Origin of the sequence: Nocardioides sp. TF02-7, from assembly GCF_022437945.1 — a bacterium.
Classification (GTDB): domain Bacteria; phylum Actinomycetota; class Actinomycetes; order Propionibacteriales; family Nocardioidaceae; genus Nocardioides.
Genome location: NZ_CP092535.1, coordinates 3,106,595 through 3,132,433, shown reverse-complemented (window position 1 = coordinate 3,132,433; position 25,839 = coordinate 3,106,595). Strand labels below are relative to the sequence as shown.

Sequence of the window (25,839 nt, the reverse complement as noted above, 5' to 3'; positions counted from 1 at the left end):
CTCACGGTGCTGGAGCCGGCCGCGCCCGACCGCCAGGAGGAGCGGCCCGGCGGGCGGGTCGCCGCGTTCTTCGACATGGACGGCACCCTGCTGTCGTCGAACGTGGTCGAGACCTACCTGTGGCTCCGGCTGGCCGACCTGCCGCCCGGCCGGAAGGCGGCGGAGGCGGCACGGGTCGCCGGCCGGGTGCCGGGCATCCTCGCCGCCGACCGCCGCGACCGCACCGGCATGCTCCGCGCGGTCTACAAGGAGTACGCCGGCGCGACCCGCGCCGAGCTCGACGCGATCGTCGACCGGCACCTGACGTCGTACGTGCTGGAGCGGTTGGCGCCGGACGCCGTGCGCCGGGTGCGCCAGCACCGGGCCGCCGGCCACCTCACCGTGCTGATCACCGGCGCCCTGCGGCCGCTCACCCGGCCGCTGGACCCGCTGTTCGACCACGTCGAGGCGGCCGACCTCGCGGTGGACGACCGCGGCCGGTGCACCGGCCACCTCACGTCGTCGCCGCTGGTCGGCGAGGCGCGCGCGGCGTTCGTGCGCGACTTCGCGCGCCGCAACGGCGTCGACACCGCCGCCTCGTTCGCCTACGCCGACTCCCACTCCGACCTGCCCCTGCTCGAGGCGGTCGGGCACGCCGTGGCAGTGCGGCCCGACGTCGCGCTGCTGCGCCACGCGCGCCGCAAGCACTGGAACATCGTCGACTGGGCGTCCTCCGGCACGTCCCGGCGGGTCCTCGACCCCGCCACCCGGTGGTGACGCGGATGCTGGCCCTGGAGATGTACCGCAGCGTCCCGCGGACGATCATCGGCAAGGCCGCCGGCGGGCGGATCCCACTGATGCTGACCGGCGTCGCGGCGCCGCTGCGCCTGGTGACCCTCGACCCGCCGCGGGTACGACGGCCGGGCTGGGCCCGGCTGCGGGTGCGGCTCTCCGGCATCTGCGGCTCCGACCTCGGCATGCTGTCGGGCACCACGTCGCTCTACTTCAGCGCGGTCGTGTCGCTGCCGTTCGTGCCCGGCCACGAGGTGGTCGCCGAGCTGCTCGACGACTGCGACGACCTGCCCGCGGGCACCCGGGTCGTCGTCGACCCGGTGCTCGCCTGCGCGGCCCGCGGCGTCGACCCGTGCGAGGCGTGCGAGCGCGGCGAGACCAACCGGTGCTCGCGGATCACCGTCGGCGACCTCTCCCCGGCCTGCAGACCGGGTTCTGCCCACGACACCGGCGGCGGGTGGGGCGAGCAGCTCACGGCCCACCGCTCGCAGCTGCACCCGGTGCCGGAGGGGCTCTCCGACGAGCAGGCGCTGCTGGCCGAGCCGGTGGCGTGCGCGGTGCACACCGCCCGGCGGGCGGGCGTGCGGCCGGGCGACCGGGTGCTGGTCTCCGGCGCCGGGGCGGTCGGCCTGCTCGCGACGCTGGCGCTGCGCGAGCTCACCGAGGCCGGCGAGATCGTGGTCGTCGCCAAGCACGGCCACCAGCGCGAGCTGGCGCTCGAGTTCGGCGCCACCGAGGTGGTCGCGCCGGGTGAGGCGCTGCGACGGATCCGGCGGGCGACCGGCGCGTTCCACCTCGAGCCCGAGCTCGCGTCGCCGTACCTCCTCGGCGGCGTCGACGTGGCCCTCGACGCCGTCGGCAGCACCGCCTCGCTGGAGACCTGCCTCCACGCCACCCGCGCCGGCGGCCGGGTGGTGCTCTCCGGGATGCCGGCGAAGGCCGACCTGTCGGCGGCCTGGTTTCGCGAGCTCGAGCTGGTCGGCACCTACGCCTCGGCGCGGGCCGACCGGTCCTTCGACCAGGCGCTGGGCCTGGTCGCGCACGACGCCGTGGCCCGGATGTCCAAGTCCGTCGCCCCCTATCCCCTGCACCGCTGGCGGGAGGCGCTCGACCACGCGCACTCCGCCGGGCGGCTCGGCACCGTCAAGGTCGCGTTCGACCCGAGGAGGACCAGTTGAGGAGCGCCCGATGACCCGACCAGGCTTCGTGCTGGAGGTCGACGACCGCACCCCGCCGCTGCTCGTGCACGAGGGCCTCGGTTTCCGGCTGGAGGACTTCCCGATCGGCACTCGGGTGGTCTACCCGCCCGAGCCGGTCCCGGCGGTGCCCGACGTCGACGAGGCGATCCGCGACGCGCTGCACCACCCGGTCGACTCCGAGCCGCTGCCCGCGCTGCTGAAGCCCGGCATGCGGCTGACCATCGCGTTCGACGACCTGTCGCTGCCGCTGCCGCCGATGCGGGCGCCCGACATCCGCGGCCGGATCATCGAGCAAGTGCTCGAGCTCGCGGCCCGGGCGGGCGTCGACGACGTCGAACTGGTCGCCGCCAACGCGCTGCACCGGCGGATGACCGCCGCCGAGATCCGCCACATCGTCGGCGAGCGGGTGTTCCGCTCGTTCTGGCCGCAGGGCGCCCTCTACAACTTCGACGCCGAGGACCGGGCGAACCTCGCCCACCTCGGCACCACTGAGAAGGGCGAGGACGTCGAGATCAGCAAGCGGGCCGCCGAGTCGGACCTGCTCGTCTACGTCAACGTCAACCTGGTCGCGATGGACGGCGGTCACAAGTCGGTCGGCATCGGACTGGCGTCGTACCGCTCGCTGCGGCACCACCACAACGCGCGGACGATGGTGCACAGCCGGTCGTTCATGGACCACAAGCACTCGGCGATGCACCACTCCGCGTGGCGGATGGGCGCGGTGGTCAAGGAGCACGTGAAGGTCTTCCAGATCGAGACCACCGTCGACAACACCGTCTTCCCCAAGCCCTACGAGTTCCTGATGAAGCGGGAGTGGGAGTGGTCGGTCAAGGACCAGGCCGCCGCGCTCGGCATGCGGCGCGGGCTGGCGCTGATGCCGCAGAAGCTGCGCCACCGCACCTTCCACGACCTGCGGGCCGCCTACAACCTGACCGGGATCAACGCCGGGGAGGTCGAGGCGGTCCACCACCGCACCCTGCGCAACGTGCACCGGCAGCAGCGGGTCGAGGTCGACGGGCAGTCCGACGTGCTGGTCCTCGGCATCCCCTACCTCGGGCCCTACAACGTCAACAGCCGGATGAACCCGATCCTCGCCACCTGCATGGGGCTGGGCTACTACTTCAACTCCTACCTCGGCCGGCCGGTCGTGCGGCAGGGCGGCGTGGCGATCCTCTACCACCCGCTCGACGAGGGCTTCAACACGCTGCACCACCCGTCGTACGTCGACTTCTACGAGGAGGTGCTCGCCGAGTCGACCGACCCGATGGTGGTCGGGGAGAAGTTCGAGCAGCAGTTCGCCACCGATCCCTGGTACATCCACCTCTACCGGACGTCGCACGCCTACCACGGCGTCCACCCGTTCTACATGTGGTACTGGGCGGCGCACGGGATGGACCACCTCGGCGACGTGATCTGGGTGGGCGGCGACCCGAAGGCCGCCGGCCGGATGGGCTTCCGTACGGCGACCACGCTGCGCGACGCGCTGGAGATGGCGTCGTCGACCGTCGGCTCCTCGCCCTCGATCACCTACCTGCACAACCCGCCGCACCTGCTTGCGGACGTGCGCTGAGGAGGCGGGCGTGGGATTCCTCCAGGACACGATCGCCGACGTCCGGCAGGTCAAGCGCGGCTGGCGCTGGGGCCACCGCTCGCAGGTGCCGCGCTCGGCGGAGCCGTTCGTGCCGCCGTCGTCGCCCAACGTCTATCCCAACGACTGGTCGCGCACCCCGGCCGCCGCGGCCGTGCGCGAGCTCGCCCAGAAGGCCGCGCTGGAGCCGCTCTTCCGCTCGCAGGTGCGCGCCCGCGCCGAGGGCGTCGACGTGCTCGACCGGCTGACCGGCCCGGTGATCTTCGCCGCCAACCACGCCTCCCACCTCGACACGCCGCTGATCCTGCTGTCGCTGCCGGACGAGTGGCGCCGCCGCACCGCGGTCGCCGCCGCCGCCGACTACTTCTTCGACACCTGGTGGCGGGCGGTCGGCTCCTCGCTGCTGTTCAACACCCTGCCGATCGACCGCCGCGGCGGGTCGCTGTCGACCACACCGGGCGACGTGCTCGCCGACGGCTGGAGCCTCGTGATCTTCCCCGAGGGCACCCGGTCACGCGACGGCTGGATGGGCTCGTTCCGGCTCGGTGCGGCGTTCCTCGCCGTCGAGCACGGCGTGCCGGTCGTGCCGGTCGCCCACCGCGGCACCTTCGCCGCGATGCCGCGCGGTGCCGGCTGGCCCGGCCGCGGCCGCCGTACGCTCCGGGTGCGGTTCGGCGACCCGCTCGTGCCCGGGGAGGACGAGTCGGTGCGCGACTTCGCCCGCCGCGTGCGCGCCGGCGTCGCCCAGCTCCTCGACGAGGACGCCACGAGCTGGTACGCCGCCCTCCGCCGCGCCGCCTCCGGCACCACCCCCGACCCCGCCGGCCCCGAGGTCGCCGAGTGGCGCCGCGTGTGGGAGTCGACGCAGCCGCCCGAGGCGGAGCCGAGGCGGGCCTGGGGGTAGGTGCGGGGCCGATTCGCCGGACGTCATACGAACCGTGCCGGCCGGCCGGTGCGGGCGCGGGACGTCATACGAATCGTGGGCGATCGCCCTCGCGCCGTATGACGTCCGCGGGAGCGCGGTCCGCGGAGCGCGTTGCCGGGAGGAGCGGCGGGTACCGGCGAGGAGGACGCGCCCGACCACGGGCACGCGGATCTCGGAGGTGGCCGGTGCGAGCAGTGGTCTACGACCGCTACGGCGACGCGGACGTGCTGGAGGTGCGTGACGTCGACGTGCCGCCGGTGGGTCCGGACACGGTGCTGGTGCGCACCCGCGCGACGAGCGTCAACCCGGTCGACTGGAAGATCCGCCAGGGGCACCTCCAGGGCGCCTACCCGCACCACCTGCCGATCGTCCCGGGCTGGGACGTCGCGGGCGTCGTCGAGGCGGTCGGGCCGGCGGTGATCACCGGGCTCCGGCCCGGCGACGAGGTGTGGGGCTACGTGCGGCGCGACGACGTCCGGCACGGCACCTGCGCCGAGCTGGTGCCGGCGCCGCAGCGCACGGTGGCGCGCAAGCCGGCGGCGCTGACGTTCGAGGAGGCGGCCGCCGTGCCGTTGGCCGGCCTGACGGCGTGGCAGGCGGTCGTCGAGGCGCTCGAGGTGGGGCCGGGCGATCGGCTGCTGGTCCACGCCGCCGCCGGCGGCGTCGGGCAGATGGCGGTGCAGGTCGCGAAGGCCCGCGGGGCGACGGTCGTCGGCACCGCCCGGCCGCACAACCACGACTTCCTGCGCGACCTGGGTGCCGACGAGGTCGTCGACTACACGGCCGGGCCGGTGAGCGAGCAGCTCGACTTCCCCGTCGACGCGGTCCTCGACCTGGTCGGGGGCGACGCGCTCGAGGACGCCCCGCGGCAGGTGCGCGACCCCGCCCGCGTCGCGTCGGTCGTCGACCCCGCGACGGTGCTCGGGCTCGGAGGGCGTTACGTGTTCGTGCGTCCGGAGCGGGCTCACCTCGACGAGCTCCGCGCCCTCGCCGACGACGGCCGGCTGCGGGTCGACCTCGCCGCGACGTACCCGCTCGAGCGCCTGGCCGACGCCCACCGGGCCTCCGAGGAGGGACACACGCGGGGCAAGATCGTCGTCACCGTGTGAGGCGACGCGACGCGACGCGACGCGACGCGGCGCGCGGCGCAGCGCGTGCGCGCGACGGCGCCGGTGCGCGGCGCCGACGCGACTCACTCCGGCCGGACGACCGCCGACCCCACCGCACGGACGACCGGTCGCTCCGGCCCGCCGGGCAGCGTGAGCGGGAGGTCGACCGGCGCGGCCACCGTCACCCGCACCCGGGTGGCGTCGACGGTCACCACGGTGGTGAGGCCGGGGTGGGCGGCGAGGGCGCCGGTGGAGCGCAGGTAGGCGCGCACCGCCGCGCGGGCGACGCCGGCGCTGAGCCGCAGGTCGTCGTCGCCGAGCCCGCCGGTGTAGACGTCGTGCCCTTCCGCAGCGGCGTCCGCGGCGTAGAGCGCGGCGCCGTCGGCGAGGGAGTCGAGGCTCTGCCGCTTGAGGTAGGCGGCGCTGGCGTCGACGACCACCACGACCAGCATCGCCACCACGAGCGCGAATCCGATGATCAGCACGCTCACCTGCCCGCGGTCGCTCCGCTCACGGCGCGGCACCGGTGACCTCCTGGTAGCGCCCGATCGGCACCGTGTGGGTGGCGTCGAGCGCGAACGACGGCGCCCCGCCGCCGAGGGCCTCGGGCAGCAGCGGCAGCTCGACGCCGCTCTCGACCCGCACGGTGACGACAGAGGTGCCGCTGTGGCAGTGGTCGGGGAACGGCGTGCACGTGACGCGCACCCGCAGCCGGGCGTCCGCGAGCCCGTGGTCGGCGAGCACCCGCCGGGCGACGTCGTACGCCGCCCGCTCGCCCGCCGCGTCGGTCGGCGCGAGCGCGTAGGCCCGGCCGGCGGCGCGGGCCGCCGCGGTGACGGCGAACGCCCCCTTCTGCACCTCGAAGACCGACAGCACGATCCACAGCAGCGGCACCAGCAGCAGGACGCCGAGCCACACCAGCTCGACGATCGCGCTGCCCCTCTCGTCGCGACGCGTCATTCCGGCGCCTCCTCCACCGCGCGGCCGGTGACCGAGAACGAGACGGCCGGTCCACCGAGGCCGAGCGCCGGCACCTCCGCCCGCACGGTGATCTCCACCCCGGGCAGCCCGTCGACCAGCACCCGCCGCACCTCGACGTCGTGCGCGAACCGCCCCCGCCACCGCCTCGTCGATCTGAGCGCGGGTGCGCGCCACCCCGTCGGCGGGGCCGCGGTCGGCGGTGGCGGCGTAGCGCGCGCCCTCCGACGCCGCCGCAGCGAGCGTCGACCGGACGTGGAGGACCAGCCCCACCTGGAGGATGCCGACGACCAGCGGGACGAGCACGACCAGCACGAGCACGAAGTCGACGACGGCCGCGCCGCTGGCGCGGCGCCGTGGTCACTGCACCGACCGCAGCGCGCTGCGCAGCATCCGGCCGAGCTCGTCCTCGGCGACGGTCCAGATGATGCCGACCAGCCCGACGGACATCACGGTGACGAGCACCCAGCCGGGCACGTCGCCGCGCTCGTCGCGCGGCCGGCTCGTGCACCACACCCAGAGGCGGAGGAGCGGTCTCATGTCGATTCCTTCCCGAGGTGGATCCGAGGTCACGGGGCGGTCAGCGAGAGCCCGACCAGCCCGGGCCAGAAGGCGAAGAGGACGGTCACCGGCAGCACGATGAAGACGACGGGCACCATCATCGCGATCTCCCGGCGCGACGCCTGCTCGATGAGCTCGCGGCGCCCGGCCTCGCGGACGTCGGCGGCCTGCGCGTGCAGCACGTCGGTCAGCGGCGTGCCGCGCTCGACCGCGACGGCGACGCCGTGGGCGAAGCGGGCGACGACCGGGACACCGGTGCGGGCGGCGAGCCGGTCGAACGCGGCGGCGACGGGCTCGCCGGTGCGGACGGCGGCGAGCACCTCGGCCAGGTCGGCCGACAGGGCGCCGCGCGAGCGCCGGACGACCCGGTCGAGGGCGGTCACCGGCCCCCTCCCCGCCGCCACGGCGAGCGCGAGCAGCTCGGCGACGGTCGGGAACTCGGCGACGACGGCACGCTCCCGTCGGCGCACCCGTGCGGTCAGCTCCTGGTCGCGCAGCAGCACGCCGAGGACGAAGCCGACGACGCAGACCAGGAGCAGCGCGACGCTGTTGGCCGGGCGGGAGAGCGCCGTGACCAGCCCGTAGGCCGCCGCCACCCCGAACCCGACCAGGCCCCACACCACCTGCTCCACCCGGAAGTCGTGGACGGTGCGGTCGAGACCGGCGCGGGCCAGGCGGCGTCGTACGGACGGGGCGCCGCCGACGACCCGCTCCACCGTCCGGGCGGCCGACTCCAGCGCCGGGCCGGTCAGCGCCCCGAGCGCGGACCGCGGCTCGCGGGACCGCGGCGCGGCGGTGGGCGTGAGGTCGCGGAGGTAGGGCAGCACCCGGGCGCCGAGGTCGGGACGGCGGAGCGCGGCGACCCGACCGGCGACGAGTACGACGCCGGCGGCCGTCGTGGCGCCGAGCAGCCCGCCCCACACCGCGGGCGTCACGACAGGATCCGCCGCTCGGTGGGGAGCCGGCCGATCCGCATCATCAGCCGGTACGCCGCGACGCACGCGACCGCGCCGACCGCGAGCACGACGGTGCCCGCGGTCGAGCGGTAGCGGGTCACGACGTCGGTCTGGAACGACATCAGGAGCAGGACCAGCCACGGCGCGGCGACGGCGAGCCGGGCGCCGTTGACCGCCCACGACTGCCGGGCCTCGAGCTCGGAGCGGGTGCGGAGCTCGTCGCGGAGGTAGCCGGAGAGGTTGCGGAGCAGGCGTCCGAGCTCGCCGCCCCCGACCTCCCGCGCGATCCGGAGCCCCTCGACCACCCGGTCGCCCACCGGGTCGGCGAGCCGCGCCTTGAGCCGGTCGAGGCAGTCGCCGAACCGGCCGGAGACCTGGTAGTCCAGCGCGAACGCGTCGAACGCCGGACGCAGCGGCTCCGGTCCGCGCACGGCCAGCGCGGCAACGGCGTCGGGCAGCGACATCCCGGCCCGCACCGCCGAGGCGAGGTCGTCCACCGCCTCCGGCCACACCTCTGCGAGCTCCCGGCGCCGACGCCGTACGCGGCCGTTCACGAGCGCCACCGGCAGGTAGCCCGCGAGCACGCCGACGACCACCGCGAGCGGCGGCGTCTGCGTCGCCGCGAGGACGAGGACGCAGGTGGCCGCCGCGGAGACGAGGCACAGCGCGGCGAGGGAGCGCGGCGACACCGCACCCATGCCCGCCTCGGCGAGCATCCGCTCGGTCCGCCCCGGCCCGGCCGGCCGCGGGTTCCGGTGCCGCGGTGTCGCGAACGCCGACCAGACGAGGAGCAGCCCCACCCCCACGCCGAGCCCGACCAGCGCGCCCACGTCAGCCGGCTTCGTGGAGGAGACGGCGTACGTCGACGCCGACCCGTTCGTAGTTGCCGATGCGCGGCGGCATCCCCATCCCGCGCTGCAGCACGCCGCCGCGCAGCTCGAAGACCGGCTCGGTCTCGATCACGTCGTGCTCGGTGCGGCCGGGAACCGCCACGATCTCCGTCACCCGCCGGGCGCCGCGGTGGTCGACCTCGAGGTGGACCACCAGGTCGACGGCGGCGGCGACGGTCGGCACGACGAACCGCGCCGAGATGTTCTCCCCCCGCCAGCAGCGGCAGCGTGCACGCCTTGGTCAGCGCCTCCCGCGCACTGTTGGCATGGATGGTGCAGAGCCCGGGAAGCCCGCTGTTGAGCGCCAGCAGCAGGTCGAGCGCCTCCTCGGCCCGCACCTCGCCGACGATGATCCGGCTGGGCCGCATCCGCAGCGACTCCTTGACCAGGTCTCGGAGCCGGATCTCGCCGGTGCCCTCGAGCCCCTCCTGCCGCGTCTGCAGGGCGACCCAGTCGGGGTGCGGGAACCGGATCTCGAACACCTCCTCCACCGAGATCACCCGCTCCCCACCGGGGATCGCGGCGGCCAGGCAGTTCAGCATCGTCGTCTTGCCGGCCTGGGTGCCGCCGCTGACCAGGATGTTGAGCCCGGCCCGCACCGACGCCTCGAGGAACAGCGCCGCCGACGGCGTCAGGCTGCCCAGGTCGACCAGCTCGGCAAGGCTCGCCGCACGCACCACGAACTTCCGCACGTTGACCGCCGAGAAGCCGCGGCTGATGCCCTCCAGCACCACGTGCAACCGGTGGCCCTGCGGCAGCATCGCGTCCACGAACGGCCGGCTCAGGTCCACGCGCCGCCCGGTGGTCTTGAGCATCCGCTCCACCAGCTCGGTCACCTGCGCCGCGGTGAGCACCAGGTTGGTCAGCTCGTGCCGCCCGTTCCTGGCCACGAACACCCGGTCCGGCGAGTTGATCCACACCTCCTCCACCGTCGGGTCGTCGAGGTAGGGCTGCAGCGGCCCGAACCCCGACACCCGCGCCACCAGCTCGGCCACCAGCCCGTCGACGTCGGCCACCGACGGCACCGCGCCGGTCAGGCTCCGCTCGTCGTGCTCCCGGACGACGCCCTCGGCCAGGCGACGTACGGCGGCCACCTCGCGCTGCGGGTCGATGCCCGCGCGCCGCACCGCCTCCCGCAGCACCTCGTCCAGCGCACCCGCCACGTCCTCCGGCCCGGGCAGCACCGCGCGGCGCGGCCCGACGCCGGTGGGTGTCGGCTGGAGCACGGCCATGGCGACTCTCCCGAGCTGAGATCCGGTGGCTGCCCAGCAACGTAGAACAGGACCGGCGCTCCCCGCGAGGGGTCGAAGTCAAATGTGGAGAACCGACGACCGACGAGGGACGCGTCGCCCGGTCCCGCCGACCTGTGGTCGGTTGACAGGATGTCCCCCCATGACTGGTGTGCAGCTGTCCATCGCCGGCTCGGTCGCGATCGTTACCCTCGACGACCCGGACCGGCGCAACGTCCTGTCCCCCGAGCTGGTCGCGGGCCTCGCAGCCGCCTTCGACGAGGCGGAAGCCGACGAGCGCGTGCGAGCCGCCGTGGTCGCCGCCGAGGGCAGGGCGTTCTGCGCCGGCGCCGAGCTCGACACGCTGCTCCGGGCGGCGGACGGCGACTTCGGGCCCGTCGAGGCGGTGTACGACGGCTTCCTGCGCGTCCTGCACTCGCCCCTGCTCACGATCGGCGCGGTCGGGGGTCCCGCCGTCGGCGCGGGCATGAACCTGGCCCTGGCCTGCGACCTCCGGATCGCCGGGCCGCGCGCGTCGTTCGACACCCGGTTCGCGCAGCTGCGGCTGCACCCGGGCGGCGGGCACATGTACCTCTTGCAGCGCGCCGTCGGCTACCAGCAGGCCGCGGCCGCCTGCCTGCTCTCGCAGACCTGGTCGGCGGAGGACGCGCGGCGCGTCGGCTTCGTGCTCGACGTCGTCGAGGGCGACCTCGTCGAGGCGGCGGTGCGGGTCGCCAGCGGCCTGGACGGCCTGGACGCGGACCTCGCGCGCCGGATGGTGGCGTCGTTCCGCACCAGTGCCACGCTCACCCAACACCGGGAGGCGCTTGCGCTCGAGACCGAGGCGCAACGGTGGTCGACCACCCTGCCCGGCTTCGTCGCCGGCGTGGCCGCGATCAAGGAGCGGATCGCCCGCGGCTGAGGACTGCGCGATCGGGCCACGTGGACCGAGATCGACGGCGCCGACGGCGGGCTGCTGCCGCCTGTGCACGCCACGGTTGGCAGACAGTCATGACTGACTGTCATCGTCTCGGAGCGACGGCCGCATGACTCGACAGGAGGCCGGCCAGGTGGATCAGGAGAGCGGCGAGAGGGGCGGCACGACGTTCGGCGAGCGGGTCGGCGACGACCGTCGAGGAGCTCGAGTCGTTCCTCGGGGCGCGCGTCGCCCGCTACAAGCTGCCGCGCAGCTACGAGCTCACCGATGCCCCGCTCCGCGACGACGCCGGGAAGGTGCGGCGTTCGGCGCTGCGGGCCGAGCGCGCGGTCAGCCGAGCTCGCGCTTGAGGATCTTGCCGGTGGCGGTCATCGGGAGCCGCTCGACGATCTCGACGATCCGCGGGTACTTGTAGGCGGCGAGCTGGTCCTTGCTCCAGTCGACGATCTCGTCGGGGGTGGCGGACGCGCCGTCCTCGAGGATGACCACCGCCTTGATCTCCTCGCCGTGGGACTCGTGCGGGACGCCGATCACGGCCGCCAGCGAGATCGCCGGGTGCGTCATCAGCACCTCCTCGACCTCGCGGGGATAGACGTTGAACCCGCCCCGGATGATCATGTCCTTGGAGCGGTCGACGATGTAGTACCAGCCGTCGGCGTCCTTGCGGGCCAGGTCGCCGGAGCGGAACCACCCCTCCGGGCTGATCGCCTCGGCCGTGGCCTCGGGGCGCTTGTAGTACCCCTTCATCACGTTCTCGCCGCGGATCGCGATCTCACCGATGCCGTCGGGGTCGGTGACCTCCTCCCAGGAGTCGGCCGCCACGAGCTTCATCTCCACGCCCGGGATCGGAACGCCGATGGAGCCCACCCGCACCGGCTCGCCGTACTTGCTGAACGAGGCGACCGGCGAGGTCTCGGAGAGGCCGTAGCCCTCCAGGATCGTGACGCCGAAGCGCTCCTCGAACTGCCGGTGCACCTCCACCGGCAGCGCCGACCCGCCCGCGACCGCGACCCGCAGGCCGGCGGCGATCTGCTGGACGTCGACGCTGTCGCCGGCGGCGGACAGGGCGCCGAGGAGACCCCAGTACATGGTCGGCACGCCGGCGAAGAACGTCACCTTCTCGCGCTGCATCAGCCCCAGCGCCGCACCCGCCTCGAACCGGGGCAGCATCACCAGGGTGCCGCCGAACGCGAACGCGCCGTTCTGGATCACCGTCTGCCCGAACGAGTGGAACAGCGGGAGGACGCAGAGGTAGGTGTCCGGGCGCTCGGGGTCGGCGCCGAACAGCTCCTTGCCGACGAGTGCGTTCGACCGCATGTTGCGGTGCCGCAGCTCGGCGCCCTTGGGCTGGCCGGTGGTCCCGGAGGTGTAGAGGATCACCGCGGTGTCCTCGTCGTCGACGTCGCGGGTCGCGAACGTCGGCGCCTGGCCCGCCATCGCCTGCCCGAGGGTCTCGACACCCTCGATCGGCGACGGGGCGGCCGGGTCGACCGTGATGAGGAACAGGTGCTCGCAGCCGTCCACCTCGGAGAACCCGGCGTGGGCCTCGGCACCGATCGGCAGCTCCGGGGTGCCCTGGAACGCGAGGTAGGCCTTCGCGTCGCTGTCGGCGAGGTGGTAGGCGATCTCGCGGCCCTTGAGGAGCACGTTGAGAGGTACGACGACCGCCCCGGCCTTCAGGATGCCGAAGTAGGCGATGGTGAACTGCGGCAGGTTCGGGCAGCTCAGCGCCACCTTGTCGCCGGGCTCGACGCCCCGCTCGACGAGCAGGTTCGCCACCTGGTTGGCCGCCGCGTCGACCTGCGCGTACGGCACCCGGACGTCGCCGAGCACGATCGCCGTCCGCTCGGGGTGCTCCCGTGCGGTGTCGTCGAGGAACATGGCCAGGTTCGTCATGCGACTTTCCCTTCGATCGCTCGGGGGCGCTCCGTGGTGCCGCGCAGTCTAGGCCGGGGCCCCGCCGGCGGCCCCGGAGGAGGCCGCGCGTCGTGGGCCCGGCGCCGGCTGCGGCGGGACGTGACGGGCAATCCCTCACGACGTGACGGGCAAACCTCCACTTGTCCGGCATTGTTTTGCCCGACAGGTTGAGGTTTCCCCGGTCGGCCGGGGAAACCTCACGTGGCCCGCAGCCGCCGCCTGCAAGGATCGGCGAATCCGGCGACGCGGAGGGAGAGCTGTGGGTCGTCCCGAGGGGTTCGAGTACGAGCAGGTCGGCGACGAGGTCGTGATCTACCACCACGGCCGGCGCGCGACCGTGCTGCGGGGCCGGCGGGCCCGGGACTTCCTCGCGGACGTCGACGCGAGCGACCCGCAGGAGCTGATGGCCCGGCTCACCGGCAACTACCGCCGCGGCAACGAGCGCACCGCCCGTCAGCACCCGCGCAACCGCGCCCGATAACCGCCACCCCGACGCGAGGCAACCCGCACGCCGGTCGACATCCGCCGGACCGCACCGAACCAAAGAACAGAACGTTCGGTTTGATTTCCCGGTGTCGCTGCGCCATGATCAGAACGATCGTTCGCTCTGACAGAGCGACACCGACCCAAGGAGTCCCGATGTCCACCACCGACATGGCCGCACGGCCGTCCAACGCGCCGTCACTACGACGCCTCTACTTCACCCGCTTCGGCTTCGCGATCGTGTGGGCCGGCCTCTTCGCCGCGACCTCCGACTCCCCGCTCGGGACGTTCGCCTTCGCGCTCGCGGTGCTCTACCCGCTCTTCGACCTCGCCGCCGCGGTGGTCGACGCGCGGTCGGCCACGGCTGCGGGACGGCCGACGGGCATCCTCTACCTCAACATGGCGTTCAGCGCGGCCGCTGCGGTCGCCCTCCTGGCCGTCGGGAAGGACGACCTCGGCGACATCCTGGTCGTGTGGGGCGCCTGGGCCGTCGCCGCCGGCGCCGTGCAGCTGGTCGTCGCCGTCCTCCGCAAGGCCCTCGGCGGCCAGTGGCCGATGATCCTCAGCGGCGGCATCTCGGTGCTCGCCGGTCTCTCGTTCATCGCGATGGCCGGCGACGCCACGTCGCTCACGTCCATCGCCGGCTACGCCACGCTCGGCGGCCTCTTCTTCCTCGCCTCTGCCATCCGCCTCGGCCGCAGCGCCGACCGCTCGCCCGCCCAGGTGGGTTGAGATGACCACCGAGGGAACCGACGCCCCCGCGGGGGAGGTGCGCAGCTACGACGTCGTCGTCATCGGCGCCGGACCGACCGGTGAGAACGTGGCCGACCGGGTGGTCGCCGGCGGTCTCACCGCGGTGGTCGTGGAGCGCGAGCTGGTCGGAGGCGAGTGCTCCTACTGGGCCTGCATGCCGACCAAGGCGCTGCTGCGCAGCACCACCGCCGTGCAGGCCGCGCGGCGGGTGCCCGGCGCCCGCGAGGCGGTGACCGGACGGGTCGACGCGAGCGCCGTGCTCGCCCGGCGGGACCGGTTCGCCTCCTCCTGGCAGGACGACGGCCAGGTCGCCTGGCTCGACAGCGCCGGGATCGACCTCGTGCGTGGCCGGGCCCGGCTCACCGCCGCGCGCGAGGTGACCGTCACCCCAGTGGACGACGGCGAGCCGCCGGTCGTGCTCACCGCGCGGCACGCGGTCGTGGTCACCACCGGCACCGCGGCCCTGCTGCCACCGATCCCCGGCCTCGCCGACGTCTCGCCGTGGACCAGCCGGGAGGCTGCGTCCGCGCACGAGGTCCCCGGGAGCCTGGCCATCATCGGCGGCGGGGTCGTCGCGGCGGAGATGGCGACGGCGTACGTCGGGCTCGGCTCGTCCGTGACGCTGCTGGCGCGCGACGGCGTGCTGCCCACGGCGGAGCCGTTCGCCGGCGAGCTCGTCATCCGGTCGCTCGAGGCCGCGGGGACCGACGTGCGGCTCGGCGTCGAGGTGGTCCGCGCCGAGCGCGTCGACGGCCAGGTCGTCCTCGACCTCGTCGGCGGCGGCGAGGTACGCGCCGAGCAGGTGCTGGTCGCCGTCGGCCGCACCCCCGGCACCCGCGACCTGGGCCTCGGCTCCGTCGGTCTCACCGACGGCAGCTGGCTCACGGTCGACGAGACTCTCCGGGTCACCGACGGCGACGGCCGCGTCGTCGACGACGGCTGGCTCTACGCCGTCGGCGACGTCAACGCCCGTGCGCTGCTCACCCACCAGGGCAAGTACCAGGCCCGGGCCGCCGGCGACGCGATCGTGGCGCGCGCGACCGGCAGCCCGCTCGACGACCGGCCCTGGGGGTGGCACGCTGCGACCGCCGACCGGCAGGCGGTGCCCCAGGTCGTGTTCACGGACCCCGAGGTCGCCTCCGTCGGCCTCACCGCCGCGGCAGCCGAGGCCGCCGGCTTCCCCACGAAGGTGGCCGACCACGACCTCGGCGCGGTCGCCGGGGCGTCGCTCCACGCCGACGGCTACGAGGGCCGTGCCCGACTGGTCGTCGACGCCGACCGCGAGGTGGTCCTCGGGGCGACCTTCGTCGGCCCCGACGTCGCCGAGCTGGTCCACGCCGCCACCGTCGCGATCACCGGGGAGGTCCCCATCGAGCGGCTGTGGCACGCGGTGCCCGCCTACCCGACGGTCAGCGAGGTCTGGTTGCGCCTGCTCGAGACCTACGGCCGCCCCATCTCTCACCAACCGAGCTGAGCTCACCAACCCACACAGAAGGAGCACGACGATGACTGAAGCCCTCTACACCGCGACCGCCATCTCCACCGGGGACGGCCGCGCCGGAGGCCATACCCGCACCGACGACGGCCTGGTCGACATCATGCTGGCGATCCCGAAGGAGATGGGGGACCCGGCGGCGCCACCAACCCCGAGCAGCTGTTCGCCGCTGGCTGGGCCTCCTGCTTCCACTCCGCGCTCAAGCTGGTCGCGAGCCGGCGCGGGCTGACCCTCGCCGACTCGGCTGTCGTGGCCGACGTACAGCTCCTCCCGACCGAGGGCGGAGGGTTCTCGCTGGGCGCCGCCCTCCACGTCGAGCTGACCGACGTGTCCCAGGAGGTCGCCGACGACCTCGCTGCGGAAGCCCACCAGGTCTGCCCCTACAGCAACGCGACCCGCGGCAACATCCCGGTCACCGTGGACGCGACCGTCGCCTGACGGCGGCCGGTCATCGGGCAACCACGAAGCCCCGGTTGCGGCGCAGCTCCGATGCGCCGCAACCGGGGCTCATGCTGTGCCGATCAGGCGGCGCGGACCCGCAGCACCAGGTCGTCGACGCCCTGCAGGAAGCTCGCGGTGACCCGCTCGCGGTCGGCCAGGCAGCCCGCGGTCATCGCGCCGTCGCGCAGCAGCACGAAGACCTCGGCCGCGTCGCGGGCCGGCCGGCCCGCGAGCCGCTCCATCTGCGCGGCGACCAGGTCGAAGTACCACTGCCGGTGCTCGAGGATCGCCTGGTGCACCGGGTGGTCCGGGTCGGGGTACTCCGCGGCCGCGTTGAGGAACGCGCACCCGCGGAACATCGGGTTCGCGATCTGCCCGGCCACCGCCCTGGCGACGGTGCGCACCGCGTCCGCGGCCGACTGGTCCTCCGTGAGCAGCGCGGCGACCTGCGACCGCTCGCCCTGGCTGGCGGCCCTCAGGTAGGCGACGACCAGCTCCTCCTTGCTGCGGAAGTGCCGGTAGAGCGTCGACCGGGTGACCTCGGCGGTGTCGACGATCTCCTCGACCCCCACCGCGTGGATCCCCTTCGTGTAGAAGATGGTGCTCGCGGTGCGCAGCAGCCGCTCGCGCGGCTCGGAGACGCGGTCGGTGCGGGTCTTCGCTGGCATGACCCCAGTCTACCGGAAGGAACGATCGTTACGACTGGTGCGCTCAGGGCGCCCGCGCCCCCCCTACGCCCACATCCGCTCCCCCCATCACCACCACCGCGGCCAGCTGCCAGGCCGTCCACACCGGGCGACGCACGCCGGACGTCAGACGATCCGTGGGCGATCGCCCACGGATCGCATGACGTCCCCGCCCGTCCAGCCCGTCCCGTCCCGGCCCGGCCCGTCCCGGCCCGATTGAGTCATCTGACCGAAGCGGCGCACCGCCGGCATCCCTACGTTCAGGAGTCCGACGTCCGCGCGTGGCGGACGCGAGACGAGAGGACCGAGCATGACCGCCGACACCAGACCTGCCGAGCCGACGTACACCTCCGACCCCCTCCCCGACGGCCAGGCGGTGCGGAACGTCGTCCTGGTCCACGGGGCCTTCGCCGACGGCTCCGGGTGGCGGGGCGTCTACGACCGGCTGACCGCTCGCGGCCACCGCGTCACCATCGCCCAGATCCCCCTCACCTCGTTCGACGACGACGTCGCGGCGACGCGCCGTGTGCTCGACCTCCAGGACGGGCCGACGATCCTGGTCGGTCACTCCTGGGGCGGCACCGTGATCACCGAGGCGGGCGTCCACCCCAACGTCGGCGGCCTGGTCTACGTGTCGGCACTCGCCCCGGACTCCGGTGAGACGACGGCGCAGCAGTACGACGGGTTCGCGGCGACGCCGGACTTCGTCATCGACACCGGGGCGGACGGCTTCGGGTTCCTGCGCCCCGACAAGTTCGAGGCGGGGTTCGCCGCTGACGCCGGCAGCACCGAGGCAGCCTTCCTCCGGGACTCCCAGGTGCCGATCAACATGTCGGCCTTCGCCGAGGCGGTGAGCCAGGCGGCCTGGCGGACGAGGCCCAGCTGGGCGGTGATCGCGACCGACGACAAGGCGTTCGACCTCGCGATGCTGCGCCACATGGCCGAGCGGATGGGAGCCGTGGTCACCGAGGTCGCCGCGAGCCACGCGGTGTTCCTCACCCAGCCGGACGCCGTCGCCGGCACCATCCACCAGGCGGCGCAGAGCGTGGCGGTCGCGGCCGGCGGAGCGGCGGAGATGTCCTGAGCGATGGCGGTCAGCCCCGTGCCGCGCCGCCGATCTCGACGGCGTGGCGGAGGGCCGACCCGAGCTGTGCCCGGGAGGTGATCCCGAGCTTCGGGAAGATGCGGTAGAGGTGGGAGCCGACCGTGCGGTGCGACAGGTACAGGTGCTGGCCGATCTCGCGGTTGCTCAGCCCGTCCGCGGCGAGCTGAGCGATCTGCAGCTCCTGCGGCGAGAGCCGGTGCCGGGCGCTGACCGCCCGTTCGCGGCTGGTCTCACCGGAGGCGCGCAGCTCCCGCGCCGCGTGCTCGTACCACCGTGCGGCACCGAGGGCGTCGAAGACGTCCCGCGCTTCGCGCAGGAAGGGGCGCGACTCGCGGGCCCGCCGGCGCCGCCGGAGCCAGATGCCGTAGCCCAGGAGGTGCCGGCCGCGGTGGAAGGGCCACTGCGCGAGCGCCTTGGCCAGTCCCTGCTCGAACAACGCCTCGGCCCGACGAGCGTCGGCGACCAGCGGCCGGGTCACGAGGAGCGAGGCGCCGAGCAGCGGCGATCGCGTCCGGTCCCACAGCGACTCCATCTCCTCGACGACCCGCCGGGCCTCGTCGCGCCTCCCGAGCGCCAGCGCGGCGCCGACGTGGTCGAGCGCGGCCCAGTGACGGGCGTGGCGGTGGTGCAGGGAGCTCTCGGGATCGGACACCCGACGGAAGTGGTCCAGCGCCTCCTCGTGGTCGCCCACGGCGTGCGCCGCCGCGCCCCGCGCCATCGCGACGGGCGCGACGAACGTGCCGGCCCCGAGCGGGAGGAAGAACTGCTCGGCTGTGCGGCCCAGGGAGTCGAGTGCCTCGTCGTCGCCCATGGCCGCGGCGACGAGGCACTCGGTGCTCGCGGCCGCCATCCCCCCACAGGGGTTGGGCGGTGTCGACGGCGAGGCGCCTGACCTCGTCGCCGGCGGCGCGTGCGGCGTCCCATCGTCCGAGGTGGTAGTCGGTCAGCATCCGGGCGATGAGCGCCCGCAGGAGGTGGACCACCTGGCCACGGGCACGGAAGCGCACGACGGCGCTCTCGAGCAGCGGCGCCGCCGACGGGAAGGCTCCGACGCCGGTGGCGGCGGTGCCGAGGTTGAGGGCGTCGACCGGCCGCGCCAGTGCCTCGGGAGCGAACGACCCGATCCGTTCGACCACCATCCGTCCGCGCTCGACGGGCGCGCCGTACGCCAGCACCGTGAGCAGCGTGGGTTCGTCGGCGCCGGTCGCCAGCCCGTCCGCCGCCTCGACCAGCGTCCGGGTCGTGGCGTCGTCCGGTTCGGACCACCAGCAGCGCAACGCCACCTCGAGCAGCACCTTCCACGCCCGGTCGGGCGAACCGTGCTCGGCCATGCTCCTCGCCAGCCTGCAGAGGGAGACGACCTTCTCCGCTCCTGACCAGCCCGGGTCCCCGAACCACTCCTGGAGCCACGACACCCGCAGCCGGTCGTCCGCGGAGAGGCTCGCCGCGGCGGCGCGGACGAGCAGGTCGGCGCCCCTCTCGTGCAGTCCGGCGTCGAGGGCGAGCTCGGCCGCGCCGGCCAGGCGACGCCCCCGCGCCTCCTCCGACGCGCTCAGGTCGGCGGCCCGGGCGAGCGCCGCGACGGCGACCTGCACCGACCCGCGCTCGGTCGCGTCGGCGGCGGCGCCCTCGAGCTCGTCCGCGATCTCGGGAGCCGGGCCGATCGCTGCCGCCGCCCGGTGCCACGCCCGTCGTCCGGGCGACCCCCGCGAGCACCTCGGCGAGCGCAGCGTGCGCCGCCCGCCGCTGCGACGGCGGCGCGCTCTGGTAGCACGCCGACCTCAGCAGCGGGTGCCGGAAGCGCAGCTCCGCGCCGTCGGTCACCAGCACGCCGGCGTCCACCGCGGCGGCCACGAGGTCCTCCGCGGCGTCGGAGCCGGTGAGCGCCGCCGTGGCGGCGACCACCTCCGCCAGGGCGTCGGTGTCAGCAGCCGCCGCGACGAGCGTCGCCTGTCGCACGTCGTCGGGAAGGGCGTCGACGCCGCGGGCGAAGGCCCGCTCCAACCGCGCCGGCAACGGGACGCGGGTGAGCTCTGCGCCGGTGTCGCTCGCCGTCCAGGCCCGGGCGAGCTCGACGAGCGCCAGCGGGTTCCCGTCCGCGAGCTCGACGATCCGCCGCCGCGCGGACGCGGACAGCTCGCGGCCGTGACGGTCGACCACCGCCGCCGCGTGCCGCTCGCCGAGTGCGGGAACCACGAGCTCGGGGATGCCGCCGTCCGACAACGGCGAGTCGAAGCCGTCGCGCAGGGCGAGGACGGCCGCCACCGGCTCGTCGCCGACACGACGGGCGACGAAGGCCAGCGCCATGGCGGTGGCCGGGTCGAGCCACTGCACGTCGTCGGCGACCAGCACGACCGGCACCGTGGCGGCGTGCTCGGCGACCAGCTCGAGCGCGGCGTAGCCCACGAGGTAGGGCTCGACCGCGGGCTCGGCCATCCCGAACGCCGACAGCAGCGCCTCCCGCTGGCGTCGAGGGAGCGCCTCGGCCCTCCCGAGGACGGGTGCGAGGAGACGGTGCAGTCCCGAGAACGGGACCTGTGCCTCCGACTCGACGCCGGTGACCCTCAGGACGGCCAGGCCGGCGTCCTCCGCCCGGCGCGCGGCGGCCTCCAGCAGCGAGGACTTCCCGACCCCGGCCTCCCCGCGGACGACCAGTGCCGCCCCGGCCCGCGGCAGCCCCGCGACGAGCCCGTGCAACCGGGCGATCTCATCCTCGCGGCCGACGAGCATGGAGGTGGCCATGGCTGATTGTGCACCGCCGGGTGCCGCGGCGCCTCCGGGCCAGGACCGCCCGCGTCACTCCTCGTCGCGTCGCTTCTGCAGCCGGCGGGCCGCGCGCTGGATGCGCATCATCATCGTCGCCGACGGCGTCACCCGGCCGGTGACGTACGTCGACAGCCGCGAGGCCGACGTACCGATGTGGGAGGCGAAGTCGCGCTGGCTGAGCCCGCTGACCGCCACCAGACGGCGGATCTCGCGGGCGACGGCGGCGCGCTCGCGCTCCTCCTGGCGCTCGCGGTAGACCGCCCGGCAGGCGGTGAGCCACTCCCCTGCGGTGTCGAGGCTGGCCTCCTTGGCCAGGCCCAGCAGCCGCTCGGCCTCGGGACCCCACGGGTGCTGCGCCACCGGGGCGAGGACAGCGCGCCACTGCGGGGGCGTCGCCGTTCTCGATCAGGTCGATCATCTCGGCGGGCGTGCGGACGACCCGGCTCCGGGTGGCGTCGTCGATGCCGGTCAGCAGCATCCAGAACGCGTGCGTGCTGCACCGCAGCGCGATGTCGTCGGCCTGCTCGGGGTCGAGGTCGTCCTCGACCAGCAGCTCGACGATGTCACGTCGGTTGCGCAGGCGGCGCAGCGCCTGGGTGGCCAGGGGCAGCTCGGGCCCCAGTCCCAGCAGCGGGTCGAGACGGTCCTGGATCCGGGCCACCTGCTCGTGACCGTGCTGGCGCAGCAGCTCGTCGAGGCGCACGTAGTCCTCGGCGTCGCCGAGCACCGCCAGCTCGAGCAGGTTGGTGAGCACGTCGGCCGCCGTGCCGTCGAGGGCGGTCCACCTGCTCGACCCCCGGACGGCGGCGAACCTGCGCCACAATGGTGCGAACGGACCCGCGTCGGCGCGCAGCGCCCGCGTGTCCCCGGGCAGCGCGGAGGCTGGGTCGACCCCATGATCGGCGAGCATTGGTCCTCGTCCTGCCGCAGACTGGTGGAGCGGACCGGCGTCTCCCCACGCCGACGACCCGCCCCCTGCGGCGGACAAACGGATCGCAATTCGTCCAGTGCCAAGTGTGATTGAACCCGCAACAGCTTCGCAGCCAAACGAAGAAGCGCTGGTTCGGCGCCCATGTCGGTCCGTTGCTGCCAGAAGTGACAACGTTTCTTTACCTGGGTCGGCACCCGGCGGGATCCGGGCGGCGCGAGCGACGCCAACGGCAGCCCGACCCGCGCCCTTCGGCTCAGGCCGACGGCGACGACACGTCGGCCCCGGGGGGCGTCCTCCGCGTCGAGGTCCTGCTCCACGAGCCGGGCGATCGCGTCGACGTCGGACTCGACCTCCCCGCTCACCTCCACCTCCGCTCCCTTGCCGGCCCCCCAGCGTCATGATCATCAGCGAGGAGGCGGCGTCGACCGGCGCGCCTCCGGGGAGGCCGATCGTCACGTCCGAGCCGAGGTCGGCCGCTGCCTGGGGAGATGATCGCGGCGGGGCGGGCGTGGAGCCCGACGGCCGAGCCGACGACGACGGTCTTGGTGTGCATGCTTCCTCCGGGTGCTGGGCGGGTGCTGGGCTGGACGGGACGGACGGTCAGACGGGGTCGAGCTGGCTGAGGCGGACCTCGCCGGTGCGGACGTCGGCCGGGGTCGGCACGGTGCTCCCGGGGAGCCCGGCCGCCGCGCTGCCGAACGCCACCGCCGCGGCCAGCCGCTCGGGGGCGGGCAGGCCGAGGAGGTCGGCACGCAGGTAGCCGAACAGGCTGGCGTCGCCCGCGCCGACGGTGCTGACGACCCGGGTGTCCGGCGGCCGCGCGTGCCAGGCGCCGCTCGGGTCGACCAGCACGGCACCGCCCGGACCGAGGGTGGCGAGCACTGCCCCGACGCCGCGGTCGACGAGGGAGCGGGCGACCGCGGCGACCCGCGCCGGGTCGGCCTCCAGCGCGACCGGGTCCTCCCCGGTCGCGGTGGCCAGCTCCTCGGCGTTGGGCTTGAGGAGCGCGGGCGCGGTCTCCGGCCGCAGCGCGGCGACCACCGCGGTCAGGGGTGCGTCGCTGGTGTCGACCGCCACCCGGCGGCCGTCGGCGCGCAATCGCGCGGCCAGGTCGGCGTACCACCCCGTCGGCGCCCCGGGCGGGAGCGAGCCGGCGAGCACGACCCAACCCTCGGCCGGGCGGCCGAGCACGGCGACGGCGAGCGCCTCCAGCTCGGCCGGGGTGGCGTCGGCGCCGGCGGCGTTGAGCTTGGTCGTGGTCCCGTCGGGCTCGGTGATCGTCAGGTTGACCCGCATCGGACCCGCCGGCGGCACGGGCAGGCAGGGTACGCCGAGGCGGTGCAGCTCCCGGACGAACGGGTCCTCGGCCTCCACCGGCAGCACCGCGAGCGTCGACACCCCGGCGGCCACGCAGGCGCGCGAGATGTTGACGCCCTTGCCGCCCGGCTGGTCGGTGGCCGAGGACACGCGGTGGACCGCGCCACGCGACAGCTGCCCGGGCAGCTCGACCGTGCGGTCGACGCTCGGGTTGGGCGTGACGGTGACGATCACGGGCCCTCCTCGATCCGATCTGCGTTTGTGTTGTTCTATGCCCGTTTCTGTTGATTGTCAAGGCGCACCGGGCTTACGGTGTGAGCATGGTCACCACCCTCCACGGCACCCCCGTCGTCGCCGGCGTCGCGCTCGGCCCCGCCCTCGTCGCGAGCAGCGAGGTCTCCCCCGCGGCGATCGACCGGTTCGGGGACGGCGGCTTCCCCGACGACGACGCCGCGCTCGCGGCGTACGACGCCGCGGTCGCGGCTGTCGCCGCCGGCTTCGAGCGGAAGGCGGGCGCCGCGAGCGGCGCGACCGCGCAGGTGCTCGCGGCGAGCGCCGGCCTGGTCACCGACCGCGGGCTGCGCTCGACGGTCGCCCAGCAGCTCCAGGCCGGCAACGACCTGCTCACCGCGATCGGCAACGCCGTCGAGCACTTCGTCGGCCTGTTCACCAGCATGGGCGGGCTGATGGCCGAGCGGGCCACCGACCTCCGCGACATCCACGGCCGGCTCCTCGCCCACGTCGTCGGCGAGCCCGAACCGGGCGTGCCGGTGCCCGAGGAGCCGTCCGTGCTCGTCGCCGCCGACCTCGCCCCCGCGGACACCGCGGTGCTCGACCCGGCCCTCGTCGTCGCGCTGGCCACCGAGCGCGGTGGGCCCACGAGCCACACCGCGATCATCGCCCGCCAGCTCGGCATCCCGTGCGTCGTCGGCGTGGCCGGCGTCCTCGGCGTGGAGCCGGGCACCCGGGTGCTCGTGGACGGCGCCAGCGGGGTCGTGGAGGTGGACCCGGACCCCGGTGACGCCGAGGCGCGGGTCGCCGCCGACCGGGAGGAGCGCGCGGCGCTCGCCGCCTGGACCGGACCGGGCCGGACGGCCGACGGCCGCGAGGTGAAGCTGATGGCCAACGTCGCCGACGCCGCCTCGGCGACGGCGGCGGCGGGCGAGCCGGTCGCCGGGGTGGGGCTGTTCCGGACCGAGCTGTGCTTCCTCAACCGGGACCAGGAACCCACCGTCGAGGAGCAGGCCGCCATCTACACCGACGTGCTGGCGGCCTACGGCCACGGCCGGCCGGTCGTCGTCCGCACCCTCGACGCCGGCTCCGACAAGCCGATCAGCTTCGCGACCCACCCCGACGAGGAGAACCCCGCCCTCGGCGTCCGCGGCCTCCGGCTCTCCTTCGACGACCCCGGCCTGCTGCACCGCCAGCTCGACGCCGTCGCCGAGGCGGCCCGCCGCACCGGCACGGAGACCTGGGTGATGGCACCGATGGTCGCGACCGCGGCCGAGGCGCGGGACTTCGCGACCGCCGTCCGCGACCGCGGCCTGCGGGCGGGGGTGATGGTGGAGGTGCCGAGCGCGGCGCTGCTGGCCCACCAGCTGCTCGCCGAGGTCGACTTCCTCTCGATCGGCACCAACGACCTGACGCAGTACACGATGGCGGCCGACCGGATGGCCAGCGACCTCGCGCACCTCACCGACCCCTGGCAGCCGGCGGTGCTGCACCTGGTCGCGATCACCGCCGCCGCGGGCCGCGAGGCCGGGAAGCCGGTCGGCGTGTGCGGCGAGGCCGCCGCCGACCCGCTGCTGGCCGCGGTGCTGGTCGGCATGGGGGTGACGTCGCTGTCGATGGCGGCAGCGGCCGTCCGGCCGGTCGGCGCGCGCCTGGCACGGACGACATACGCCGACTGCGAGGCGATGGCGGAGGCCGCCCTCGCCGCGGAGGACCCGGCAGCGGCCCGTCAGGCCGCCCGCGACGTGCAGGCGGCCGCTGCGCCCGCCTGACCGCGGCCCGCCCGACGACGTCAGGCGAGGACCACCTCGACGCCGGCCTCCTCCAGCGCGAGCCGCTCGGCCTCGTCGATCCGGTCGGTGACGAGCACGTCGAGCTGCTCGATGGTCGCGAACCGGACCGGGCTCTCGACGCCGATCTTGGAGGAGTCGGCGAGGACGACGACCCGGCGGGCCCCCCGCACCATGGCGCGCTTGACGGCCGCCTCGTCGACGTCGGGGGTCGACAGCCCGTGGTCGAGGGTCAGCCCGTTGGTGCCGACGAAGGCGACGTCCGCCCGCAGGTCGGCCAGGGCGGCGACGGTGTCGGCCCCGACCGCCGCCTGCGTCGTCGTCCGCACCCGGCCCGGCAGCAGGTGGACGTCCAGGTGCGCGCGCGGCGCCAGCCGGGCCGCGATCGGCACGGCGTGGGTGGCGACGACGAGCGGCAGGTCGGCCGGCAGCGCGGCCGCGAGCCGCGAGGTGGTCGTCCCGGCGTCGAGCAGGATCGACCCGCCGGCGGTCGGCAGCTGCACCAGCGCGGCCTGCGCGATCCGCTCCTTCTCCTCCGCGTGCGCGACGTCGCGCTCCCCCAGTGCGGTGTCGATGACGGCCAGCCGGTCGCCGGCGACGGCGCCGCCGTGGACCCGGCGGACCAGCCCGATCCGCTCCAGCGCCGAGAGGTCCCGGCGCACGGTCTCCGTCGTCACGTCGAACCGGGCCGCGAGGTCGTTGACGGACCAGCGGCCGGTCTCGGTCACCAGCTGCGCGATCGCCTGCTGGCGCTCCTCGGCGTACACGGGGATGTCCTATC

The 25,839-nt window shown here is 74.7% G+C and carries 26 protein-coding genes and 2 pseudogenes; 15 read left to right on the top strand and 13 right to left on the bottom strand.

Annotation, left to right across the window (positions count from 1 at the left end):
* The first annotated feature begins 75 nt into the window (after positions 1-75).
* The 5 genes from MF408_RS16040 to MF408_RS16020 all read left to right on the top strand — a co-directional run bounded on the left by MF408_RS16040 (position 76) and on the right by MF408_RS16020 (position 5,592).
* Positions 76-756, top strand: coding sequence for a haloacid dehalogenase-like hydrolase (locus MF408_RS16040; RefSeq protein ID WP_240248537.1), 681 nt, complete (start codon positions 76-78; stop codon positions 754-756).
* 5 nt (positions 757-761) lie between these two features.
* Positions 762-1,949 carry a zinc-binding dehydrogenase gene (locus MF408_RS16035; RefSeq protein WP_240248536.1) on the top strand — a complete coding sequence of 396 codons (1,188 nt, stop codon included), beginning with the start codon at positions 762-764 and terminating at the stop codon, positions 1,947-1,949.
* A gap of 10 nt (positions 1,950-1,959) precedes the next feature.
* A complete protein-coding gene (locus MF408_RS16030) occupies positions 1,960-3,540 on the top strand; it encodes a lactate racemase domain-containing protein (protein ID WP_240248535.1) in 1,581 nt (526 codons plus the stop codon).
* Positions 3,541-3,550: 10 nt separating this feature from the next.
* Complete coding sequence (locus MF408_RS16025; protein ID WP_240248534.1) at positions 3,551-4,462, top strand: lysophospholipid acyltransferase family protein; 912 nt, start codon at positions 3,551-3,553, stop codon at positions 4,460-4,462.
* A 206-nt stretch (positions 4,463-4,668) separates the two neighbouring features.
* The gene (locus MF408_RS16020; protein ID WP_240248533.1) at positions 4,669-5,592 is read left to right on the top strand and encodes an NADP-dependent oxidoreductase; all 924 of its coding nucleotides are present in this window, start codon (positions 4,669-4,671) and stop codon (positions 5,590-5,592) included.
* Positions 5,593-5,675: 83 nt separating this feature from the next.
* Here the strand turns inward: MF408_RS16020 and MF408_RS16015 are convergent, their stop codons facing one another.
* Genes MF408_RS16015 through MF408_RS15990 form a run of 6 tightly spaced genes read right to left on the bottom strand, consistent with a single transcriptional unit; the run spans position 5,676 to position 10,209 of the window.
* Positions 5,676-6,083 (bottom strand): pilus assembly protein TadG-related protein, encoded by a 408-nt coding sequence (locus tag MF408_RS16015; protein ID WP_240248532.1) that lies wholly within the window; start codon positions 6,081-6,083, stop codon positions 5,676-5,678.
* 19 nt (positions 6,084-6,102) lie between these two features.
* Positions 6,103-6,891, bottom strand: coding sequence for a TadE family protein (locus tag MF408_RS16010; RefSeq protein WP_240248531.1), 789 nt, complete (start codon positions 6,889-6,891; stop codon positions 6,103-6,105).
* Between the two features lie 39 nt (positions 6,892-6,930).
* Positions 6,931-7,110, bottom strand: a complete 180-nt coding sequence (locus MF408_RS16005; RefSeq protein WP_240248530.1) for a hypothetical protein — start codon at positions 7,108-7,110, stop codon at positions 6,931-6,933.
* Between the two features lie 29 nt (positions 7,111-7,139).
* Positions 7,140-8,066: a type II secretion system F family protein gene (locus MF408_RS16000; RefSeq protein ID WP_240248529.1), complete on the bottom strand. Its 927-nt coding sequence runs from the start codon at positions 8,064-8,066 to the stop codon at positions 7,140-7,142.
* On the bottom strand, positions 8,063-8,671 hold the full coding sequence (locus MF408_RS15995) for a type II secretion system F family protein (protein ID WP_240248528.1): 609 nt from the start codon (positions 8,669-8,671) through the stop codon (positions 8,063-8,065). The genes MF408_RS16000 and MF408_RS15995 overlap by 4 nt, the downstream gene beginning before the upstream one ends.
* On the bottom strand, positions 8,638-10,209 hold the full coding sequence (locus MF408_RS15990) for an ATPase, T2SS/T4P/T4SS family (RefSeq protein WP_240248527.1): 1,572 nt from the start codon (positions 10,207-10,209) through the stop codon (positions 8,638-8,640). The genes MF408_RS15995 and MF408_RS15990 overlap by 34 nt, the downstream gene beginning before the upstream one ends.
* Positions 10,210-10,369: 160 nt before the next feature.
* Between MF408_RS15990 and MF408_RS15985 the strand changes: the two genes are divergently transcribed.
* Complete coding sequence (locus MF408_RS15985; RefSeq protein ID WP_240248526.1) at positions 10,370-11,128, top strand: enoyl-CoA hydratase-related protein; 759 nt, start codon at positions 10,370-10,372, stop codon at positions 11,126-11,128.
* A gap of 345 nt (positions 11,129-11,473) precedes the next feature.
* Here the strand turns inward: MF408_RS15985 and MF408_RS15980 are convergent, their stop codons facing one another.
* Complete coding sequence (locus MF408_RS15980) at positions 11,474-13,039, bottom strand: long-chain fatty acid--CoA ligase (protein ID WP_240248525.1); 1,566 nt, start codon at positions 13,037-13,039, stop codon at positions 11,474-11,476.
* A gap of 280 nt (positions 13,040-13,319) precedes the next feature.
* Between MF408_RS15980 and MF408_RS15975 the strand changes: the two genes are divergently transcribed.
* The 4 genes and pseudogenes from MF408_RS15975 to MF408_RS15960 all read left to right on the top strand — a co-directional run bounded on the left by MF408_RS15975 (position 13,320) and on the right by MF408_RS15960 (position 16,229).
* Positions 13,320-13,541 carry a hypothetical protein gene (locus tag MF408_RS15975; protein ID WP_240248524.1) on the top strand — a complete coding sequence of 74 codons (222 nt, stop codon included), beginning with the start codon at positions 13,320-13,322 and terminating at the stop codon, positions 13,539-13,541.
* 158 nt (positions 13,542-13,699) lie between these two features.
* Complete coding sequence (locus MF408_RS15970) at positions 13,700-14,275, top strand: hypothetical protein (RefSeq protein ID WP_240248523.1); 576 nt, start codon at positions 13,700-13,702, stop codon at positions 14,273-14,275.
* 1 nt (position 14,276) lies between these two features.
* Complete coding sequence (locus MF408_RS15965; RefSeq protein WP_240248522.1) at positions 14,277-15,770, top strand: NAD(P)/FAD-dependent oxidoreductase; 1,494 nt, start codon at positions 14,277-14,279, stop codon at positions 15,768-15,770.
* Between the two features lie 31 nt (positions 15,771-15,801).
* Positions 15,802-16,229, top strand: a pseudogene (locus tag MF408_RS15960) (organic hydroperoxide resistance protein).
* Positions 16,230-16,312: 83 nt separating this feature from the next.
* Here MF408_RS15960 and MF408_RS15955 read toward each other — a convergent pair.
* On the bottom strand, positions 16,313-16,900 hold the full coding sequence (locus MF408_RS15955) for a TetR/AcrR family transcriptional regulator (RefSeq protein ID WP_240248521.1): 588 nt from the start codon (positions 16,898-16,900) through the stop codon (positions 16,313-16,315).
* A gap of 328 nt (positions 16,901-17,228) precedes the next feature.
* Here MF408_RS15955 and MF408_RS15950 point away from each other — a divergent pair, with 328 nt between their 5' ends.
* The gene (locus tag MF408_RS15950) at positions 17,229-18,002 is read left to right on the top strand and encodes an alpha/beta fold hydrolase (protein ID WP_240248520.1); all 774 of its coding nucleotides are present in this window, start codon (positions 17,229-17,231) and stop codon (positions 18,000-18,002) included.
* A 10-nt stretch (positions 18,003-18,012) separates the two neighbouring features.
* Here the strand turns inward: MF408_RS15950 and MF408_RS15945 are convergent, their stop codons facing one another.
* Positions 18,013-18,873 carry a helix-turn-helix transcriptional regulator gene (locus MF408_RS15945; RefSeq protein WP_240248519.1) on the bottom strand — a complete coding sequence of 287 codons (861 nt, stop codon included), beginning with the start codon at positions 18,871-18,873 and terminating at the stop codon, positions 18,013-18,015.
* Here MF408_RS15945 and MF408_RS15940 point away from each other — a divergent pair.
* Together MF408_RS15940 and MF408_RS15935 are read left to right on the top strand one after the other, a co-directional pair.
* Complete coding sequence (locus tag MF408_RS15940; protein ID WP_240248518.1) at positions 18,857-19,399, top strand: hypothetical protein; 543 nt, start codon at positions 18,857-18,859, stop codon at positions 19,397-19,399. The two genes, MF408_RS15945 and MF408_RS15940, sit on opposite strands and share 17 nt — an antisense overlap.
* A 415-nt stretch (positions 19,400-19,814) precedes the next feature.
* Positions 19,815-20,771 carry a hypothetical protein gene (locus MF408_RS15935; RefSeq protein ID WP_240248517.1) on the top strand — a complete coding sequence of 319 codons (957 nt, stop codon included), beginning with the start codon at positions 19,815-19,817 and terminating at the stop codon, positions 20,769-20,771.
* Positions 20,772-20,819: 48 nt separating this feature from the next.
* On the opposite strand, the gene MF408_RS15930 is transcribed toward MF408_RS15935, so the two are convergent.
* Complete coding sequence (locus MF408_RS15930; RefSeq protein ID WP_240248516.1) at positions 20,820-21,149, bottom strand: helix-turn-helix transcriptional regulator; 330 nt, start codon at positions 21,147-21,149, stop codon at positions 20,820-20,822.
* A 127-nt stretch (positions 21,150-21,276) separates the two neighbouring features.
* On the opposite strand from MF408_RS15930, the gene MF408_RS15925 reads away from it, so the two are divergent.
* Positions 21,277-21,813 carry a hypothetical protein gene (locus tag MF408_RS15925; RefSeq protein WP_240252189.1) on the top strand — a complete coding sequence of 179 codons (537 nt, stop codon included), beginning with the start codon at positions 21,277-21,279 and terminating at the stop codon, positions 21,811-21,813.
* A gap of 203 nt (positions 21,814-22,016) precedes the next feature.
* On the opposite strand, the pseudogene MF408_RS15920 reads toward MF408_RS15925, so the two are convergent.
* Both MF408_RS15920 and MF408_RS15915 read right to left on the bottom strand, forming a co-directional pair.
* Positions 22,017-22,273, bottom strand: a pseudogene (locus MF408_RS15920) (HPr family phosphocarrier protein); the annotation flags it as partial.
* A 47-nt stretch (positions 22,274-22,320) separates the two neighbouring features.
* A complete protein-coding gene (locus MF408_RS15915; protein WP_240248515.1) occupies positions 22,321-23,271 on the bottom strand; it encodes a 1-phosphofructokinase in 951 nt (316 codons plus the stop codon).
* A gap of 86 nt (positions 23,272-23,357) precedes the next feature.
* Here MF408_RS15915 and ptsP point away from each other — a divergent pair, with 86 nt between their 5' ends.
* Positions 23,358-25,040 carry a phosphoenolpyruvate--protein phosphotransferase gene (ptsP, locus tag MF408_RS15910; protein ID WP_240248514.1) on the top strand — a complete coding sequence of 561 codons (1,683 nt, stop codon included), beginning with the start codon at positions 23,358-23,360 and terminating at the stop codon, positions 25,038-25,040.
* A 20-nt stretch (positions 25,041-25,060) separates the two neighbouring features.
* Here the strand turns inward: ptsP and MF408_RS15905 are convergent, their stop codons facing one another.
* Entirely contained in the window at positions 25,061-25,825 is a 765-nt protein-coding gene (locus tag MF408_RS15905; RefSeq protein WP_240248513.1) for a DeoR/GlpR family DNA-binding transcription regulator, read from the bottom strand.
* Positions 25,826-25,839 lie beyond the last annotated feature (14 nt).